At 68.0% G+C, this 16114-nt stretch carries 10 protein-coding genes and 3 pseudogenes; 7 read left to right on the top strand and 6 right to left on the bottom strand.

What is annotated here, in order from left to right; genetic code table 11:
- Positions 1-84: 84 nt before the first annotated feature.
- Positions 85-1536 (top strand): NF041680 family putative transposase, encoded by a 1452-nt coding sequence (locus OH768_RS00270; RefSeq protein ID WP_406448765.1) that lies wholly within the window; start codon positions 85-87, stop codon positions 1534-1536.
- Between the two features lie 49 nt (positions 1537-1585).
- Here the strand turns inward: OH768_RS00270 and OH768_RS00265 are convergent, their stop codons facing one another.
- Positions 1586-3199 carry an IS1182 family transposase gene (locus tag OH768_RS00265; RefSeq protein ID WP_406448763.1) on the bottom strand — a complete coding sequence of 538 codons (1614 nt, stop codon included), beginning with the start codon at positions 3197-3199 and terminating at the stop codon, positions 1586-1588.
- Positions 3200-3927: 728 nt separating this feature from the next.
- On the opposite strand from OH768_RS00265, the pseudogene OH768_RS00260 reads away from it, so the two are divergent.
- The 3 genes and pseudogenes from OH768_RS00260 to OH768_RS00250 all read left to right on the top strand — a co-directional run bounded on the left by OH768_RS00260 (position 3928) and on the right by OH768_RS00250 (position 6465).
- A pseudogene (locus OH768_RS00260) lies at positions 3928-5042 on the top strand (DUF6192 family protein).
- Between the two features lie 3 nt (positions 5043-5045).
- Entirely contained in the window at positions 5046-5474 is a 429-nt protein-coding gene (locus OH768_RS00255) for a RacP protein (protein ID WP_406448761.1), read from the top strand.
- A gap of 60 nt (positions 5475-5534) precedes the next feature.
- Positions 5535-6465: pseudogene (locus OH768_RS00250) on the top strand (IS5 family transposase).
- Positions 6466-6484: 19 nt separating this feature from the next.
- On the opposite strand, the gene OH768_RS00245 reads toward OH768_RS00250, so the two are convergent.
- Positions 6485-7087 carry a transposase gene (locus OH768_RS00245; RefSeq protein ID WP_406448759.1) on the bottom strand — a complete coding sequence of 201 codons (603 nt, stop codon included), beginning with the start codon at positions 7085-7087 and terminating at the stop codon, positions 6485-6487.
- A complete protein-coding gene (locus OH768_RS00240; protein ID WP_406448757.1) occupies positions 7012-7608 on the bottom strand; it encodes a winged helix-turn-helix domain-containing protein in 597 nt (198 codons plus the stop codon). Before OH768_RS00240 ends, OH768_RS00245 begins: the two co-directional genes overlap by 76 nt.
- Before the next feature lie 318 nt (positions 7609-7926).
- Between OH768_RS00240 and OH768_RS00235 the strand changes: the two genes are divergently transcribed.
- Both OH768_RS00235 and OH768_RS00230 read left to right on the top strand, forming a co-directional pair.
- Entirely contained in the window at positions 7927-8256 is a 330-nt protein-coding gene (locus OH768_RS00235; RefSeq protein ID WP_406448755.1) for a hypothetical protein, read from the top strand.
- Positions 8257-8680: 424 nt separating this feature from the next.
- Complete coding sequence (locus tag OH768_RS00230; RefSeq protein WP_406448753.1) at positions 8681-8869, top strand: hypothetical protein; 189 nt, start codon at positions 8681-8683, stop codon at positions 8867-8869.
- Between the two features lie 626 nt (positions 8870-9495).
- Here OH768_RS00230 and OH768_RS00225 read toward each other — a convergent pair.
- Complete coding sequence (locus OH768_RS00225; RefSeq protein WP_406448751.1) at positions 9496-9663, bottom strand: hypothetical protein; 168 nt, start codon at positions 9661-9663, stop codon at positions 9496-9498.
- Positions 9664-10376: 713 nt separating this feature from the next.
- Here OH768_RS00225 and OH768_RS00220 point away from each other — a divergent pair.
- Positions 10377-14033: a hypothetical protein gene (locus tag OH768_RS00220; RefSeq protein WP_406448749.1), complete on the top strand. Its 3657-nt coding sequence runs from the start codon at positions 10377-10379 to the stop codon at positions 14031-14033.
- 64 nt (positions 14034-14097) lie between these two features.
- Here OH768_RS00220 and OH768_RS00215 read toward each other — a convergent pair.
- Both OH768_RS00215 and OH768_RS00210 read right to left on the bottom strand, forming a co-directional pair.
- Positions 14098-15233 (bottom strand): annotated as a pseudogene (locus OH768_RS00215) (IS3 family transposase).
- A 188-nt stretch (positions 15234-15421) separates the two neighbouring features.
- Entirely contained in the window at positions 15422-15691 is a 270-nt protein-coding gene (locus OH768_RS00210) for a hypothetical protein (protein WP_406448747.1), read from the bottom strand.
- Positions 15692-16114: the final 423 nt, after the last annotated feature.

Genomic DNA, 16114 nt, shown 5'->3' with positions numbered 1-16114 from the left:
TCTTGGTTCGTTCCCGGGACAGCAGGGCGGCCGTTCTTCACGCTTCGAGGTGTCGAGCAACGTCGCGTGAAGGAACGGCCGCTGGTGAAGAGTCTCGCCGCTGAACAGTCCACTGACGCCGCGTTGGGTGTCCTGTCCCACTTTCGTGTCCAGTTCTACGACTGCCTCTACACCCGGGCGGATGCGCTCTTCGAGCTCACCGACGCGGTGCTGTGCTCGGACGGCCCGGTCACCTCGCTGGTCGAGCTGACGCTCACGGCCGAGCACCGGCGCGGGCACGGAGCGATGTACGACGCGGTCAACCACGGCTGGGTGGAACCGCGCCGTCTGCGCAGGCTGCTGGCCTCCACGCCGCTGCCGCGTGCCGCCGACGGGCGGATCGTCCTCGCGGTGGACGTGAGCAACTGGCTGCGGCCCGATGCCCCCACCAGCCCGGAGTTGCTGTTCTGCCACGTCTACGGACGGGGCCGCAGCGCGGATCAGTTCATCCCCGGCTGGCCCTACTCCTTCGTCGCCGCGCTGGAGACGGGACGCACGTCGTGGACGGCCGTGCTGGACGCGGTCCGGCTGGGGCCGTGCGACGATGCCACCGCGGTGACCGCCACCCAGCTGCGGGACGTGGTCACCCGGCTGGTGCATGCCGGGCAGTGGCGGCCGGGCGACGCGGACATCCTCGTCGTCATGGACACCGGCTACGACGTCACCCGCCTCGCCTACGTCCTTGCCGACCTGCCCGTCGAGCTGGTCGGCCGACTCCGCTCGGACCGCGTCATGCTCCGGGACGCCGGCCCACGCCGCTCCACCCCGCGCGGCGGACAGCCCCGCAAGCACGGCGGCGTCCTCACCTTCTCCAAGCCGGAGTCCTGGCACACCCCCGACCAGGCCACGACGTGCGACACCACCCGCTACGGCACGGCCGAAGCCCTCGCCTGGGACCGGATGCACCCCCGATTGCAGGCCCGTGGCCCCTGGCTCGACCACTGCGGTGAACTCCCTTTGATCCACGGCACGTTGATCCGGCTGAAAGTTGAGCACCTGCCCGGTGACCGCGACCCGAAGCCGGTGTGGCTGTGGTCCTCACGCACCGGGATTACCGGCGCAGACATCGACCTGCGCTGGCAGGCGTTCCTCCGCAGGTTCGATCTTGAACACACCTTCCGGCTGTTCAAACAGACCCTGGGCTGGACCGTCCCCAAGGTCCGCGATCCGCACACGGCCGACCTGTGGACGTGGCTGATCATCGCCGCCCACACCCAACTCCGCCTTGCCCGGCCCCTCGCCGAGGATCTTCGTCGGCCCTGGGAGCGGCCGGCGCAGCCTCGTCGGCTCACCCCTGCCCGGGTCCGCCGGGGGTTTCGCCACCTCCGCGTGAAGACCGCCCGTCCCGCCGACGTGCCCAGACCCTCCAAGCCCGGACCCGGACGCCCACCCGGCTCGAAGAACCGCAGGTCAGCCCCACGTCACGAACCTGGGAAGACCGTGAAACGAATCGAAACCCTTACCGAACACGTCCGCCTGAAACAGCAGCGAGGTTAATGATCAAGCTCAGTGCCTGACTCTGTCGGGGATCTTGTAGACGCCGAGGTCAACTACCCAGGGTGCGCCAGGACTTGAGACGAGGGATCTCGCGTTGGTCGAGGTAGTTCTGGAAGGCAGTCGGCCGGCGGGGCGTGGGGGCTTCCTCGGCCGGTGTCAGTGCGCTGAGGCGCTCGATGTTGACGGCGATGGCCGTCAGGACGTGCTGGACGTGGGCCTTTCCCTGTCCCCGGTAGCGACAGCGTCGCATGCCGTGTCCGTGGGCGAACTCGTTGATGGTGCCCTCCACCCCGGAGCGGACCGCATAGCGGGCCTTCCAGTCAGGCGTCTGTTGCTCGGCGCGGACGCGGAGCTGCAGGTCGCGGAGTTCTCGTGGAGGGAAGCCCACGGTGCGGGCGTTGTCGGCGGTGCTGGTGCACTGGGCGCGAGCTGGGCAGGGACGGCATTGGCTTTTGGTGAACCGTGCCACGATCAGTGGGGCCGCGGTGGGCGAGGAGGTCGGGTAGGGGCCGTGCCAGCCCGCGCTGACCTGCCCCTGCGGGCAGGTGACCTGCTGACGATCGAAGTCGATATGGAAGTCGTCCCGGGCGAAGCCCTCGTTTTGGCGGTGCTGGCGGGTGGGGTTGCTCTTCAGCGGCCCGGAGACGGTGACCTGGTGTTCACGAGCGGCTTGTTCCAAGTGGGGCAGGGAGGTGTAGCCGGCGTCGACCAGGTGCTCGGCGGGCAGCAGCTCGCGGCGGGCGAGGCGGGTGTGGATGCCGGGCAGGACCTGGCTGTCGTGGGTGGTGGCCGCGGTGGTGGCCACGTCCGTGATCACGTTGGGGCCGTCGGGAGCGCAGGTCTCGGTCAGATGCGCCGAGAACCCCTTCCAGCTGATGATGTGTCCGTGCCGTGCGTAGCGGGCCGAGGGGTCGTAGGGAGAGACGATCGCCCTCGACGAGGGCGGCAGTCCGGGTCCGCCTTCCTTCTCGGCGGTGCGCCAGCGCAGGTGCCCTGCGGCATCACGGTGGTAGTTCTGCACCATGATCTGGCGCAGGGCCTGGACACGGGGAGCGGGCATGCGGTCCGCTCCGCGACGGTGGAGGTGTTCCAGGAGCCGGGCGGCGTCGTTTCCGGTGGCAAGAATCCTGGTCATGGGCTTGGTGGGGTTCTTGCCCAGGCGGACCGGCCGGCCGTAGCGGCGCCCCCAGTCCTCATCGACCAGCTCGTCGAGCAGGTGCGGGAACGTGCCGGCGACTTCTTCGAGTGCGGCGCGGACCGCTTCGGTGATCAGCTCCAGGCGGGTCAGGTCACGTACCGCGGCCAGGACGTGGGTGGAGTCGGTGCGCTGTGTGGTGCGCTCGCGCACCAGGCCGGCCTCCTTGAGCCGGGCCAGCGCGAGGTCCAGGAGACGGTCAGGACGGCCGTCCTCAGCGAGACGGTCACGGAAGTCTGCCAGCACACTGTGGTGAAACCCGGGATCGTCCAGTTCCATGGCCATCGCGTACTTGAAGTCGATGCGGCAGCGGACCGCCTCGGCGGCCTGCCGGTCCGACAGGCCGAGCAGGAACTGCAGCACACAGACGGTGGCCAGTTGAGCAGGCGAAAGCCCGGGACGTCCGTCCCTGGGGTACCAGTCCGCGAAGTCCTCGTCGCACCACAGCCCGTTGAGGCGGTCCCTCACCCATATCGCCGTCGTGCCGCCCGGGTTGCTTGCCCGCGCCACCTGCGCGGTCAGAGGCGGGACTCGCTCACCGGAACGGGGGCGCAGGGACAACGGGCACCTCGACAACTGCATCGGTCGGCAGAACTACCCGAGCCTGCCCGTTGACCATGCTGCCGCACCGGGAAACCCCAAGATCCCCGACAGAGTCAAGCTCAGTGCCTGTTCCTAAACCGGCTTGCTGAGTAGCCTCGGGCTCTAGGCTGGCGTGGTGTCCGAGGACGACAGGCGGGCCGTGGAGCGGGTGTGCGGGGGCTGTGGTGAACGGCTGAGGCCGGCAGCACGGCCGGATGCCGTGTACTGCTCGGCGGCATGTCGTTCCAGGCAGTGGCGCCGGGACCGCCGGTTGCGCAAGCGGGTGGCCGCGGAGTTGAGCGGTGCCGGCCAGGCTAAGTGCCCCGAGTGCGGGGACACTTAGGTGGCCGGAGTCGACCGTCGTTCGAATGCGGTCTACTGCTCGCGGCGGTGCGTCACGAGGGCCTGGAGGGCCCGGAAGGAAACGTTCGGCGAACGCTCACAGTGACCGCATTGCGAACGCATCTGAATCCCAACTTCGGTCAGAATGCGGTCACTTGTGGTCGTTCGTTGTGATCATTACATTTTCGGTCTGACTCTCAGCTCAGGAAGCGGGCCGGGTCTTGTCACGGCCGCGGGGCCGTGCCCCGGCCTCGCGGTGGGTGGTGGATGCCATGCCCGAAGAGATCGAGGAGACCGGCGGCAAGGTCGGCAGTGTCAGCGCGAGCCGGTACGCGGAGATCGTGGCCGAGCTGCGGAAGCTGGTGGAGACGGCCAGCCGCATCCAGTTCACGATCGGCGACTACGCGCTGGAAGTCGAGCCGATGCGCGAGTACGGGGGCCAGGAACGCAGCGATGACCTGTTCACGGTCAAGAACTCGCTGTTCGGCCTGGCCGAGGACATCGGGGTGTCGTACTCGATGGTGAAGCAGGCGAGGTGGACCGCGTCGCGGTGGCCGAAGGAACACCGGGTTGAGGGGGTGTCGTTCACCGTCCACCGGATTCTGGCGGGCATCGCCGACGACGAGGAACGGTTCGAGGTGCTGCGCACGCCGCCGGAGGGCAAGACCCGGTGGACACCGGACGAGGCGAACCGGCGGGCAGGCCGCCAGGTCGTCAAGCCCGTCACTGCGCAGGAGAAGGTCAGCGCGATCCACTCGCTCGCCCAGGACGAGGAGGTCGCGGCGACGGTGACCTGCTGCGGCGCCCGGCGGTTGTCGCGTAGGTCAAGTCCGAGGACAAAGTCCGGGTGGTGGAGGAGCTCTCCCGTGAGGACGAGGTCGCGGCCGCGATCGCCCCGGAGATCCTGCGCCGTCCCGCGGTCGTGGCCCAGGTCAAGCCTGCCGACCGGGTGAAGGTCGTGGAGGAGCTGACGCGAGACGAAAGTGTCGCCGGCGAGGTGACCACCGGCCTGCTCCGGCGCCCGGACGTCGCCTTCCGGGCGATGTCCGACGACACCGCCCGCCACCAGGTCAACCATGCCCAGGTCGAACGGGGCCGGCAGGCCCGCGAGCACTTCGAGGAGACCAGCCCCGTCGCCCCGGCCATCCGCAACATCGACCGGTCGGTTCAGTTCCTGGACCTGGTCACCGCCTGCCACGCGTTCGTCGCGGCGGCCGGCCGCGTCGTCCCGGGCATGCGCGACCGCCAGCTCGGCGACGACGAACGCACGATCATCCACGAGAACGTCGCCCAGGTGAGGGCGACGCTGGACTGGATCGAGACGGCGGTGGACACCGGCAAGGTCGACGTCGACGGCGAGCTGGCCAAACTCCTGCAAGGTGAGTAGGCGATGCCTCGCGCTTCCCAGCGCAGATCACCCGCCGCCCAGCGACACGCCGACACCGTCCGGTTCGTACTCTTCGAAGCCCGCCCGGCCGGTCTGGCCTTCCACCAGCTGGTCAGATCCAGTGAGCTGTCGCCCAGTCAGGCCCGCGCGGGCCTGGCCTGCCTGCGGGACACCATCGCCGAACGCGGCTGGCCCCCGCTGATCTGGACGAGGACGGACGGTTACAAGTTCTGCTCGGACCCGGCCGAGCTGCAGGCATACGAGGTCGCGATCATCCGGGAGAAGCTCACCGAGATCCGCCGCTTCATCACCGGCATCGTCGCCCCGCACGCCGTCCTGCAGCCCAAAGGCCGGTGGATCAAGCACCTGAACACCCAGCTCAGCTCCGTCGAGTCCACCCTCGACGTGATCGCCGACTACATCGACGCCTGACCGGCGGGGCCGGCCGCGAAGCGGCCGGCCCCGCCCCGTCCTGGAGGGAAGGGAAACCCAGTGCCGCGGCGCCGCTGCTACCCCTCCGACACCTGGGACGACGAATGGGCCCTGCTCGAAGCCCTGCTACCGCCCCCGGCCTGCGAGTCTCCCAAGGGAGGACGTCCGGAGAAGCACCCGCGCCGCGAGATCGTTGACGCCATCCGCTACGTCGTCGACACCGGATGCAAGTGGAGGGCCCTGCCCAAGGACTTCCCACCCTGGAGGACCTGCTACAACTTCATGGCCCGCTGGGCCGCCGCCGGCGTCATCGGGCAGATCCGCGACCAGCTGCGCAAACGCATCCGCCGCGAGATGGGCAAGGCGCCCGGAGCGGTCGCCACCGTCATCGACTCCCAGTCCGTCAAGGCCGCGGAGACCGTCGGCAAGGACTCCCGCGGCTACGACGCAGGCAAGAAAATCAACGGCCGCAAGCGGCACCTGGTCGTGGACACCAAGGGCCTGCCGCTGTTCGTCATGGTCACCCCGGCCGACATGACCGACCGCGACGCGGCCAAGGAGGTGCTGTTCCGGCTGCGGCTGATGCACCCCGAGATCACCATCGTCTGGGCCGACTCCGCCTATGCCGGACAGCTCGTGACCTGGGCGAAGACTTACCTGAACCTGTCGATCAAGACCGTCAGCCGCCCGAAGGACGCCGTCGGGTTCGTCGTGCTGCCCCGGCGCTGGGTCGTCGAACGCTCACACGCCTGGGTCATGCACGCCCGTCGGCACGCGCGCGACTACGAACGGCTCATCCAGCACTCGGAATCGCTCATCGCCTGGGCCGCGATCACCCTCATGACCAGGCGAATCACCCGGCGATCCTCCCGCAGGAGCAATCAGCCGGCCTCCCGCGAAGCCCAGCGCGACTGATCATTCTCAAGGGTACGGTCAGCCCCTCGCCCCAGCCAGCCCGAAGACCCCGGCCCTGGACGTCCCACTCGACTAGAGATCTTCAATGGCTGGGGTTACGGCGGTTGGAGGTCGAGTCCGGTCTTGGCGATGAGCCCTTCGATGAGGTGGGGCCGGTACTGCATCCGTTTCAGCCGGGTCCTGACCAGTGCGGTGAGCTGGTCGAGGCTGTGTTTGGTGAGGTTGGCCAGCGATCTCTTCAGGTGCGACCACACGCCCTCGACCGGGTTGAACTCCGGCGCGTACGGGGGCAGCTGGTAGACGGTCAGCCATAACCGTGCGGCTATCAGCTCCCCCATGGTGTGGCTGACGTGCGTGTTCAAATTGTCCCAGACCAAGACAATGGGACCGCCGAGCTGCTGGTGTGCGGCATCGAGCAGGCGGGCGTAGTCGGTCTCGGTGAAGCCCTTGCGCCGGCCTTTGGCGGGGCCGCGGTCCAGGTGGATGCGGTAGATGAGCCGTGGCCTGCGGCCGGCCTTCGTGCAGATCAGCGCCGCCATGGAGACGCGTTTGGTGCCCGCGGCGGTGACCTTCACGACCGGCGTGCAGCCCCGGCGGCCCCAGGTGCGGCCCTTGGGCGGCCTCAGGCCCTGACCTGCCTCGTCCTCGAAGCAGAGCCAGGCGCCCAGGTCCGCCGCCCTCTTTTTATGACGGGCCACTGCTCGTCCTTCCAGGCGGCGATCTGCGCCTCGTTGCGCTCGCTGGCCTTCCGGGCCGGGACCTGCACGCTCCAGCCGATGCGGTGCAGCAGCAGATCCAGCCCGGCCAGGGTGTAATCGACGCCGAACCGGCGGCGCACGACCTCGCCGATGCGGGCCAGCGTCCAGCACTGGTCACTCCATCCGCACGTGGCCGGACCGGCCTCCAATACCGCCTCCAGAGCACGCAGTTGACCCGCGCAGAGCTTGCAGCGAGCGCCGCCGGGACCCTTGGAGACCAGCGCCTGGCGACCGCCCGAAGCCAGGGCCCGGCGCCAGCGGTTCGCCGACATCCGGGTCACCCGGAACTGCCGGGCCACCTCCCGGTCACTGGCCCCCGCCTCGATCAAGTCGGCTGCCGCGAGCCGGACTTGCTCACGCCGATCGCGCTCCTCGGCCGTCAGCCCACCGCCATCGGGATACCTCACCCCTCCGGCATAGCGCAGCCGACGCCAACCGTCACGACCAGACGTAACCCGCACCGTTAAAGATCTCTAGTGTGCTTCCAGGCGTGATGTCGCGGTTTGCGTGGGAGCCTGAACTGCGGCTCTTCGGAAAGTCCGGCAACACCATGCGGAGATCTCCAGTAGTCCCGCACGGGAACCAGGAAATTACGGAATGATTGGTCAGTTGTGACCTGGTTGGAGCAGCGAGAGAGCGCGGATTGAAGGACTGTGTGACGATCGACACGCGGCATCGGCCTTTCGTCTAACGCCATTCCGTTTCCCCCTCCCACCAGAAGGGCTTCCGCCATGGGTAACAGCGCAATGATGATGGTCAGTAACGATAACGGGGACTCCGTGCGGACGTTCATCGACAACGTCACCTGCATGTACGACCACGGCCAGGGCAGCGCCCCCGGCTCCAATCTCTCGGTCTTCAACGCCCAGGTCATCAGCTCCGGCCAGACCTTCCCGAACAGCAATGGGCAGTACATCGAGACCAAGAACAGCGGTGACTGCTTCGACGTGACCTCCACCTTCGATCTCAAGGTGACCAACGCGAACACCAACGAGGAAATCGGGGTCGTCCACTTCGAAGAACTCGGCGGCTGGAGCTACAAGGCACCCTCCACCATCAATGTCGACCTCTCGGGCGATCCCACGTACATCATCGTGACGGTCCAGTAGGCCCGCGCCTTCCACCACTCCACTTGTGGGCGAACACGGAAACGGGGCCTACGACCGGCGCCCGACCCTGCTTCGGTGATTACTGACCTTGTTTTGCGTGACATCGCCAAGGTGAGGCCGGTTTCAGCGAGACATCCAGGCGAACAACTCGGCCGCCTGCATCCGTGCTCGCGAAACGCCCGTCGCTCCGCGGTCAGCCCGCCCCCTTGCGGATACCTCATATGACCGGCCTACCGCGACAACCACCGCCTGTCAGCCACGACATCACGCCAACAAGGTCAGTAACCACTCTGCGAGTGTCAAAGGACGCGTTCCTGACCTCTTGCACAATTCCCTCATGCAGCCGCTGCCGGTTCCCTGCCCCGCCCACCTCATCCCAGACGCCAGTGGCACGGAGGCGTTCCACCGGGCATACAGGCAGGCCATGGCGGACGACGCCGTGTTCATCGCCATCGAATCCGACGGTCCACGGTGGACCGTGAAGGCCGACACCCTCACCGCGGGCTCCGGGCACTCCGTCGACGACACTGTGAACGACGCTGCCCGGGCCGCGGTCACCCGCTTGATCCACCGCCACGAGGTTGGTGCGGACGCCTACCCAGGGCCGGTCTAGTCTTTTCGGGGAAGGTCCAGGTGATGAGGCCGGTCCTCTGATCCAGACCCCAGCGGTCCGCCGAGCCCAGCCCCCAGGACATGTGCGCACGAGCCAACTGATCGATCATGTCTTCGCCTTGCAGCAGCAGGGTGCTCAGATCCGCCTGATCCACGGCCTGAGCAGCACTGTCTGGCTTGTTGGCCCGCTTGAACAACCCCATGCTGCGAAGTCTGCCAGAGGCCATTGGCCAGCTGACGCCCCCCTCAGGCCGAGGCACCGTGCCCGGCGACCAGGTGGGGAATTACGTGACCACAGCCCTGGGGAATTACGTGATCGTCCACACACGTCGGCGCCTGGCCGCTCCGCGATGCAGGCCCCGGGCGTTCGGGTCCGAAGGGGGGCTGCCCCGCCGGTACGGCGGCATCCTCACCATCGCCAAGCCGGACATCTGGCACCAGCCCGATGCCAACCAGTACGGACACCACCCGCTACGGCAAGGCCGAGGCGCTGCGGATTCGGTCTTGAGCACGCCTTCAGGCTCCTGAAGCAGACGCTCGGCTGGACGACTCGGTCCATGCTGTGGGTTTCAACCGGCGCGGGATCCTGGCGATTGTTCCGCCGGGATCCCGCGCCATCCGCTTACGTCAGCAGGTGATGTACGTCGCGTTCCCGACGCTGACACCGTAGCTGGCGTCCAGCTCATCCGAGTAGTAGTGCTTCCCGCTGAGACACGGGGTGGACAGCGCACCCGACCCGCTCCCGGTCCAGGCCGTCTTGTACTTCAGTGAGCCGTCCGTGTACAGGTACATCATGAGCCGAACAGTGCTGGTGCACCCGGTGGAAGATGTCTGAGCGTACACGCGTCCACCGCTCAGGTATGGCTTGTTCGCGTGGAGGCCGGAGCATGTTGCAGCGGCCGATGCGCTGGCCGAGCCGATGGGAATCAAGGCAGCTGCGATTGCCGTGGCAGCAACCATGCCGCTGGCGATCTTTGTGGGCGTAGTTCTCATTGAGGCGACTCCTAGTGAGTGGCTGTCCCGGACATTCGGTGGCTGTCCGGACTGTTCAGAGGCGTGTCCCGGACACTGTCCGGGAGGCGTTGGCATCGGCCGGGGCCGGAACCAGCGTCCGGACGACTGGACAGACCGAGTCCTCCGGGCATCGGCGTAGTCCGCTGGCACTTGAGAGCGTGTTTCCGATCCTGTTTTACGAGGAGTGCTGGGGATCGGCCTCCACCGTCATCTCTGCACGGTGGAGGCCGATCCCGCTCCCCCCTGAAGTGCGAGCCCCGTGACCGTCCGACAGTGCGTCGTCAGACCGAGCTTCTCGGGCCCCGCGACATCAAGTTCAGCGGCCGGCGCATTGTTCGGCAGGGCTGACCCAACGGCCAAACAATGGCCGGACGCGATCTTTGCGGGGGTATGAGGGGTGCGTAGGTTGGCCGTCCGGGCTGGTACGGGGTGCGGCTGAGGGGGGCGACGTGGCGGGTCGTCGTGAAGTGCCGGTGGATCCGGGGGCGGGTCCGGTGCAGCGGTTCGCATTCGAGTTGCGCAAGCTGCGCGCCGAGGCGGGCGTGCTGACCTATCGTGTGCTGGCCGATCGGGCCGGGTACGGAGTGACGACGCTGTCGCAGGCCGCGGCCGGTGAGCAGTTGCCGACGCTCCAGGTGGTCCTTGCCTATGTACAGGCGTGCGGGGGTGGCGCGGCGGAGTGGGAGGCGCGGTGGAAGCAGGCGGTGGACGAGGTCGCCGCCTCGGCTCCGGGAGAAGAAGAGGAGGGCGGGGAGCCGCCGTACCGGGGGCTGGCCAGGTTCGAGCCGGGCGACAGCGGCCGGTTCTTCGGCCGTGACGAACTCACCGCCGGTCTGCTGGACCTGATGCGCCGGCAGCGGTTCGCTGCAGTGTTCGGCCCGTCCGGCAGCGGAAAGTCCTCCTTGCTGCGCGCCGGCCTGATCCCCGCTCTGCAGCACACCCAGGACGCGGACCTGCGCCCGGCCGCCATCCGTATCCTCACCCCCGGCCGGCACCCGGCACACACCCACGCCCGCGCACTCGATCCCGCCAACACCAAACCAGGCAGTCCGGGCCCGGACACGTTCGTGATCGTCGACCAGTTCGAGGAGATCTTCACCCTCTGCCACGATCCGGCCGAACGCACCAGCTTCTTGGACCTGCTCCTGACCGCCCGCCAGCCCGCAAGCCGGTTAAGGGTCCTCATCGGGGTGCGCGCCGACTTCTACGGCCGTTGCGCCGAACACCGCGACCTGGCCGACGCGTTGCGCGACGCCAACCTGCTGGTCGGCCCGATGAGTCCGACGGAACTGCGCGCAGCCATCGTCAAACCGGCCGCCGCCGAAGGACTGACCGTGGAGCGCGCTCTCACCGCCCGCCTGGTGGAGGAGGTCGCCGACGCCCCAGGCGGACTGCCGCTCCTTTCGCACGTGCTTCTGGAGACCTGGCGCCGCCGCCGTGGCAAGACGATGACCCTCACCGGCTACGAAGCTGCCGGAGGCCTGGAGGGCGCGGTCGCCAAGACCGCCGAGGACGTCTACCGCTGGTTCACCGATGCCCAGGCCGCCGCGGCACGCCGCCTGCTGCTGCGCCTGGTCGCCCCCGGCGAGGGCACTCCCGACACCCGCCGGCCCGCCGGCCGGGAGGAACTTGCGTCCGGCGGGCAGCAGGAGACCGCCGAGGCGTTGGAGGCTCTGGCCCAGACGCGGCTGCTCATTCTCGACGACGGCAGCGTCGATCTGGCTCATGAGGCCCTGCTGACTGCCTGGCCCCGCCTGCGGGGCTGGATCGACGAAGACCGTGAACGCCTGCGCACTCACCGCAAACTGACCGAGGCCGCCCGAGCCTGGGAGGAACTGGGCCACGACGCGGGGGCTCTGTACCGGGGAAGTCGTCTCGTCGCTGCCGAGGAATGCTTCAGCAGCGGCCCTGCTGAAGATCTGACCGCCCTGGAGCACCACTTCCTCACCGCCAGCACAACCGCACGTGATCAGGAAGAGCACGCCGCAGCGCGTACCACCCGGCGCCTGCGCACCCTCAATGCCGCCTTGTCCGCCCTGCTCGTCCTCGCCCTCACCGCCGGCCTGGTTGCCTGGCAGCAGAGCCGGACCAGCGACCAGCAGCGGCAGGCCGCCGATTCCGCCCGGAAGGTTGCCCTGTCCCGGCAGTTTGCCGCGCAGTCCGCCGCCCTTATCGGCACCAACTCCGACCTCGCCTCACTGCTGGCCATCCAGGCCTACCGGACCAGCCCGACCTCCCAGGCCGTGGAAAGCCTCTACGCCGCCGCCGCTGTACCTCTCCGACACAGGCTCACCGGGCACCCTGGCCCTGTAGTCGCGGTGGCGTTCAAACCGGACGGGCGCACCCTGGCCACCGGCGACAACGACGGCACGATGCGGCTGTGGGACACCCGTAGTGGCCGCCTCCGCAAGAACCTGCCCGGAGGGGACGCCGATCTCGCCGCGGTGTTCACCCCGGACGGACGCACCATGGCCATCGCCGGCCCCGACGGGGTGGAACTGCGGGACACCAGCACTGGCCGTACCCGCAAACGGCTGGCCAAGCAGATCGTTGACTCAGGTCCCATGGCGTTCAGCAACGACGGACACACCCTGGCCGTCAGCAGTGTCGGCCAGAAGTTGGAATTGTGGGATACCGGCACCGGGCGCATCCGCGCGAGGCTCTCCGAGCAGAGCAACGACGTGAGCTCCTTGGCGTTCAGTCCGGACGGACGCACTCTGGCCACCGGCGCCTTCGACGGCAGAGCGGAGCTGTGGGACGCGGCCACTGGCCGTCTGCGCCGAAGTCTGCCCAGACACACCGCTCCGGTCGTCGCGTTGGCGTTCAGTCCGGACGGCCGTACCCTGGCGAGCAGTTCCGACGGCGGGGTGAAATTGTGGGACGCAAGGGTCGGCCGTCCTCGCATGGAACTTGCCGGGGCAACCGACCCGGTCGTCGCGTTGGTGCTCAGTCCCGACGGACGCACCCTCGCCGCCGGAAGCCTCGATGGCAGTGTCCGCTTGTGGGAGACGGACACCGGCCGTCTCCAGAGGAGCTTTTCCGGACACACCAGCCCTATCCGTGTGCTGGCATACAGTCCAGACGGCCGCACCCTGGCTACCGGCAGCGAGGATCGCACCGTACGACTGTGGGACGTGATGGCCCATCAATCCCGGACCCTCTTCTCCGATCCCTCTAAGGAGACTGTCTCGGTGGCTTTCAGTCCAAGCGGCAGCACCTTGGCCACTGGAAGAACCGGTGATCGAGCAGTGCGGTTGTGGAACATGATCACCGGCCGTCTTCGCGCACGCTTGCCCGGGTCCGCCGAGGACACCGGGCCCTCCATGGCTTTCAGCCCGGACGGGCGCACCCTCGCCACCGGAAACCTGGTCGAGGGCGGGGTGAAGCTGTGGAACACGGCCACCGGCCGCTACCGCAGCAGTCTGGCCGGATACAGCGCTGACGCTCGAAGGCTGGCGTTCAGCCCGGACGGCCGCACTCTGGCCACCGCCAGCACTGCCCGCGGAGTGGAACTGTGGGACGCCGCCACCGGCCGTAGCCGCAAGGAGCATCCCGCGTACCACGGCCTTGTGTTCTCAGTAGCGTTCAGCCCGGACAGCCGCACCCTGGCCATCGCCGGTGAGGATCACACCGTGCGACTGTGGGACACAGCCACCGGCGACCCCCGGATCATGTTCGCTGGACACACCGGCGCTGTGCTCTCCGTAGCGTTCAGCCCGGACGGGCGCACCCTGGCCACCGGCAGCGAGGATCGCACCGTACGACTGTGGGACACAGCCACAGGCCACAGCCGCGCAAGCCTGACCGGCCACACCGCTCTGACCGGCGCGTTGGCATTCAGTCCGGACGGGCGCACCCTGGCCACCGGCAGCGACGACAACACGGTGCGGCTGTGGGACACAGCCACCGGCGTCACACGGGTCACGCTCGCTGGACACACCGGCGCTGTGCTCTCCGTAGCGTTCAGCCCGGACGGCCGCACCCTGACCACCGGCAGCACAGACCAGACCGTACGCCGGTGGAACGTGGACAGCTCTACACCCACCACAGCAATCAGCAAGATCTGCCGCGCAATAGGTCGTAACTTCACCGCACAGGAACGCTCGGTGTACATGCCAGATCAGCCACCACACCACACGTGCCCAAATTGAACCGCCCCGGCTCGAATGGAGACTACGGACTGCCCCGAGTTGGGTGGAGTCGAGTTGCTTGGTTTCAGGCTACTGGCGGGGTGCGGAGTTCGTACTCCGCCGGGCTGAGCATGCCCAGTGCGGAGTGTCTGCGCTGTCGGTTGTGGAAGATTTCCAGGTACTCGAAGAGCGCGGTGGACAGCTCCAACCGGGTGCGCCACCGTCTGCGGTTGAGCAGTTCGACCTGGACCCGGGCCCAGAAGGACTCCATCATCGCGTTGTCCACGCAGTCCCCGATGGAACCCATCGAGGGCAGCAGACCGGAGGCCCTCGCGCGTTGGGTGAATGCCCGGGACCCGAACTGCACTGCGTGGTCGGAGTGGATGATGGTGCTGCCCGGCCGCGGGGAGCGGTTTCCGATGGCCATGGCCAGGGCGTTCGTGGTCAGCGCCGCGGTGGGCGAGGCGTCGATCGACCAGCCCACGACACGTCGCGAGAACGTGTCCAGGACGACAGCGCAGTACACCTTGCCCTCAAAGGTGGGGTGCTCGGTGATGTCGGTGACCCATAACTGGTCCCGGGCATGGCGGGTGAAGTTCCGCTCCACCAGGTCGGCGCCGGACGGGGCGACGTGCTTGGCGCGGAGCCGCCGGTTGCCGGGCAGGCCGGCGCGCTGCATCAGCAGCTCCACGGTGCCGTGGCTGACATGGATGCGCAGGCCCAGACCGAGCTCGGCGTGGACCCGTCGGGAGCCGTAGGTGCCGCGGGGGGCGGTGTGGATGCCCACGATGGCCTCGGTCAGCCAGGCGTGCTTGACCCGGCGGTTCGACGGCGGACGGTCCCGCCGGGCGTAGTACCCGGACTCGGCGACGTGCAGCACCCGGCAGGCCAGTTGCACCGGCAGATGCTCACCGGCCATCACGCGGATGGCTTCGGACCGCCTTTTGGGGACGTCACCTCACCCAGCAGCTCGGCAGCACGGCGGTGGATGGCCAACTCGGCCTCCAGCTCGCCGATGCGTTTGCAGGCCGCAGTAAGTTCGGACTGGTCGGTGCTGTTGGTGCCGGGCAACTGCCCCGTATCGATGAGGTGTTGGCGGCGCCAGACATAGATCGTCTGGTCACTGATGCCGAGGAGCTGGGCGACCTCGGCGACCTTCCTTCCGGATGCGACGAGATCGAGGACCTTACGGCGGAACTCGGGTGGATAGCTGCGGGGCATCACGGCCTCCGAAGGCTGCTGGATCGTCAATTGTCCAGCAACCCGACTCCATCAGAACCGGGGCATACCATCTCTACCGAACCCGGGGCGGTTCTGCGGCAGCATTCCCGACGTCTCGCGACTGTCCAGTCGCTGCGCCTGGTGTGCTTCAGGTCGGATAGTTCACGACCGGCGTCGTCGGAGTGTGGTTACCAACTGTGGTCGCCTGGGTGGCCTTTGGGGTGGAGGCACAGGCTGTCGTCGTTGAGGTCGGCTGCTGTGGCGGGGCATTCGGGCAGGGCCGCGAGGCGGTAGGAGGAGGCGGGGGCGGGCCAGATCACCCACCAGGCGGTGCTTGTGTTGTCGGGGCGGTCCTGGCTCTGGGCGAGGCAGACGTGTTCTCCTTCGTGGCCGGTCTGGTACTGGCAGAGGTGGTTGGTCTCTGTCTGATGTACGGCGTCGTCGAGGTCTTCGAGCATGGCCCGGTCGGTCTCGGTGATGGCGGTTTTGGCCGTGCATTGGCGGGCGTTTTGCGTGCAGCCGGAGTTGGCAGGGTGTCCTTCGGGCAGGTGGCAGACGGGGCAGGACGAGGAATGGGTCAGAGCATGTCCGGCGGCGTCCCACCACAGCCAGTAGGTGAGGACTGGAGGGTTCTCGTCCCATGCCAGCGGGTCGACGAGGGCGACGTGACGGCCGGGATGGGGCCCCGTAATTCGCAGCGGTAGAAGCCGTCCTCTTCCAGCAGGCCGGGAATGCCCATTCCGGCGTCCAGGGCGTGCAGTTCCTGCGTGGTAAGCGTCAGGGACGCAAGGCATGTCATGGGGGCAGCATGGCAGCGGCCACTGACAGGAAGGTGGCTGCATGTATGGCACGTTGAACGGTGTGGTGGTCTCCGGGGCGGG

Source organism: Streptomyces sp. NBC_01622, assembly GCF_045209635.1.
GTDB lineage: Bacteria > Actinomycetota > Actinomycetes > Streptomycetales > Streptomycetaceae > Streptomyces.
Note: the sequence above shows the minus strand (reverse complement) of the source record. Positions and strands in the feature narration are given on the sequence as shown.

Excerpts from the sequence above, each read along its gene's own strand:
- OH768_RS00230 (WP_406448753.1), top strand. The coding sequence starts at position 8,681 with ATGGCGGACGACGCCGTGTTCATCGCCATCGAATCCGACGGTCCACGG.
- OH768_RS00225 (WP_406448751.1), bottom strand. The coding sequence starts at position 9,663 with ATGATGTACCTGTACACGGACGGCTCACTGAAGTACAAGACGGCCTGG.
- OH768_RS00210 (WP_406448747.1), bottom strand. The coding sequence starts at position 15,691 with ATGCTCGAAGACCTCGACGACGCCGTACATCAGACAGAGACCAACCAC.
- OH768_RS00255 (WP_406448761.1), top strand. The coding sequence starts at position 5,046 with ATGCCTCGCGCTTCCCAGCGCAGATCACCCGCCGCCCAGCGACACGCC.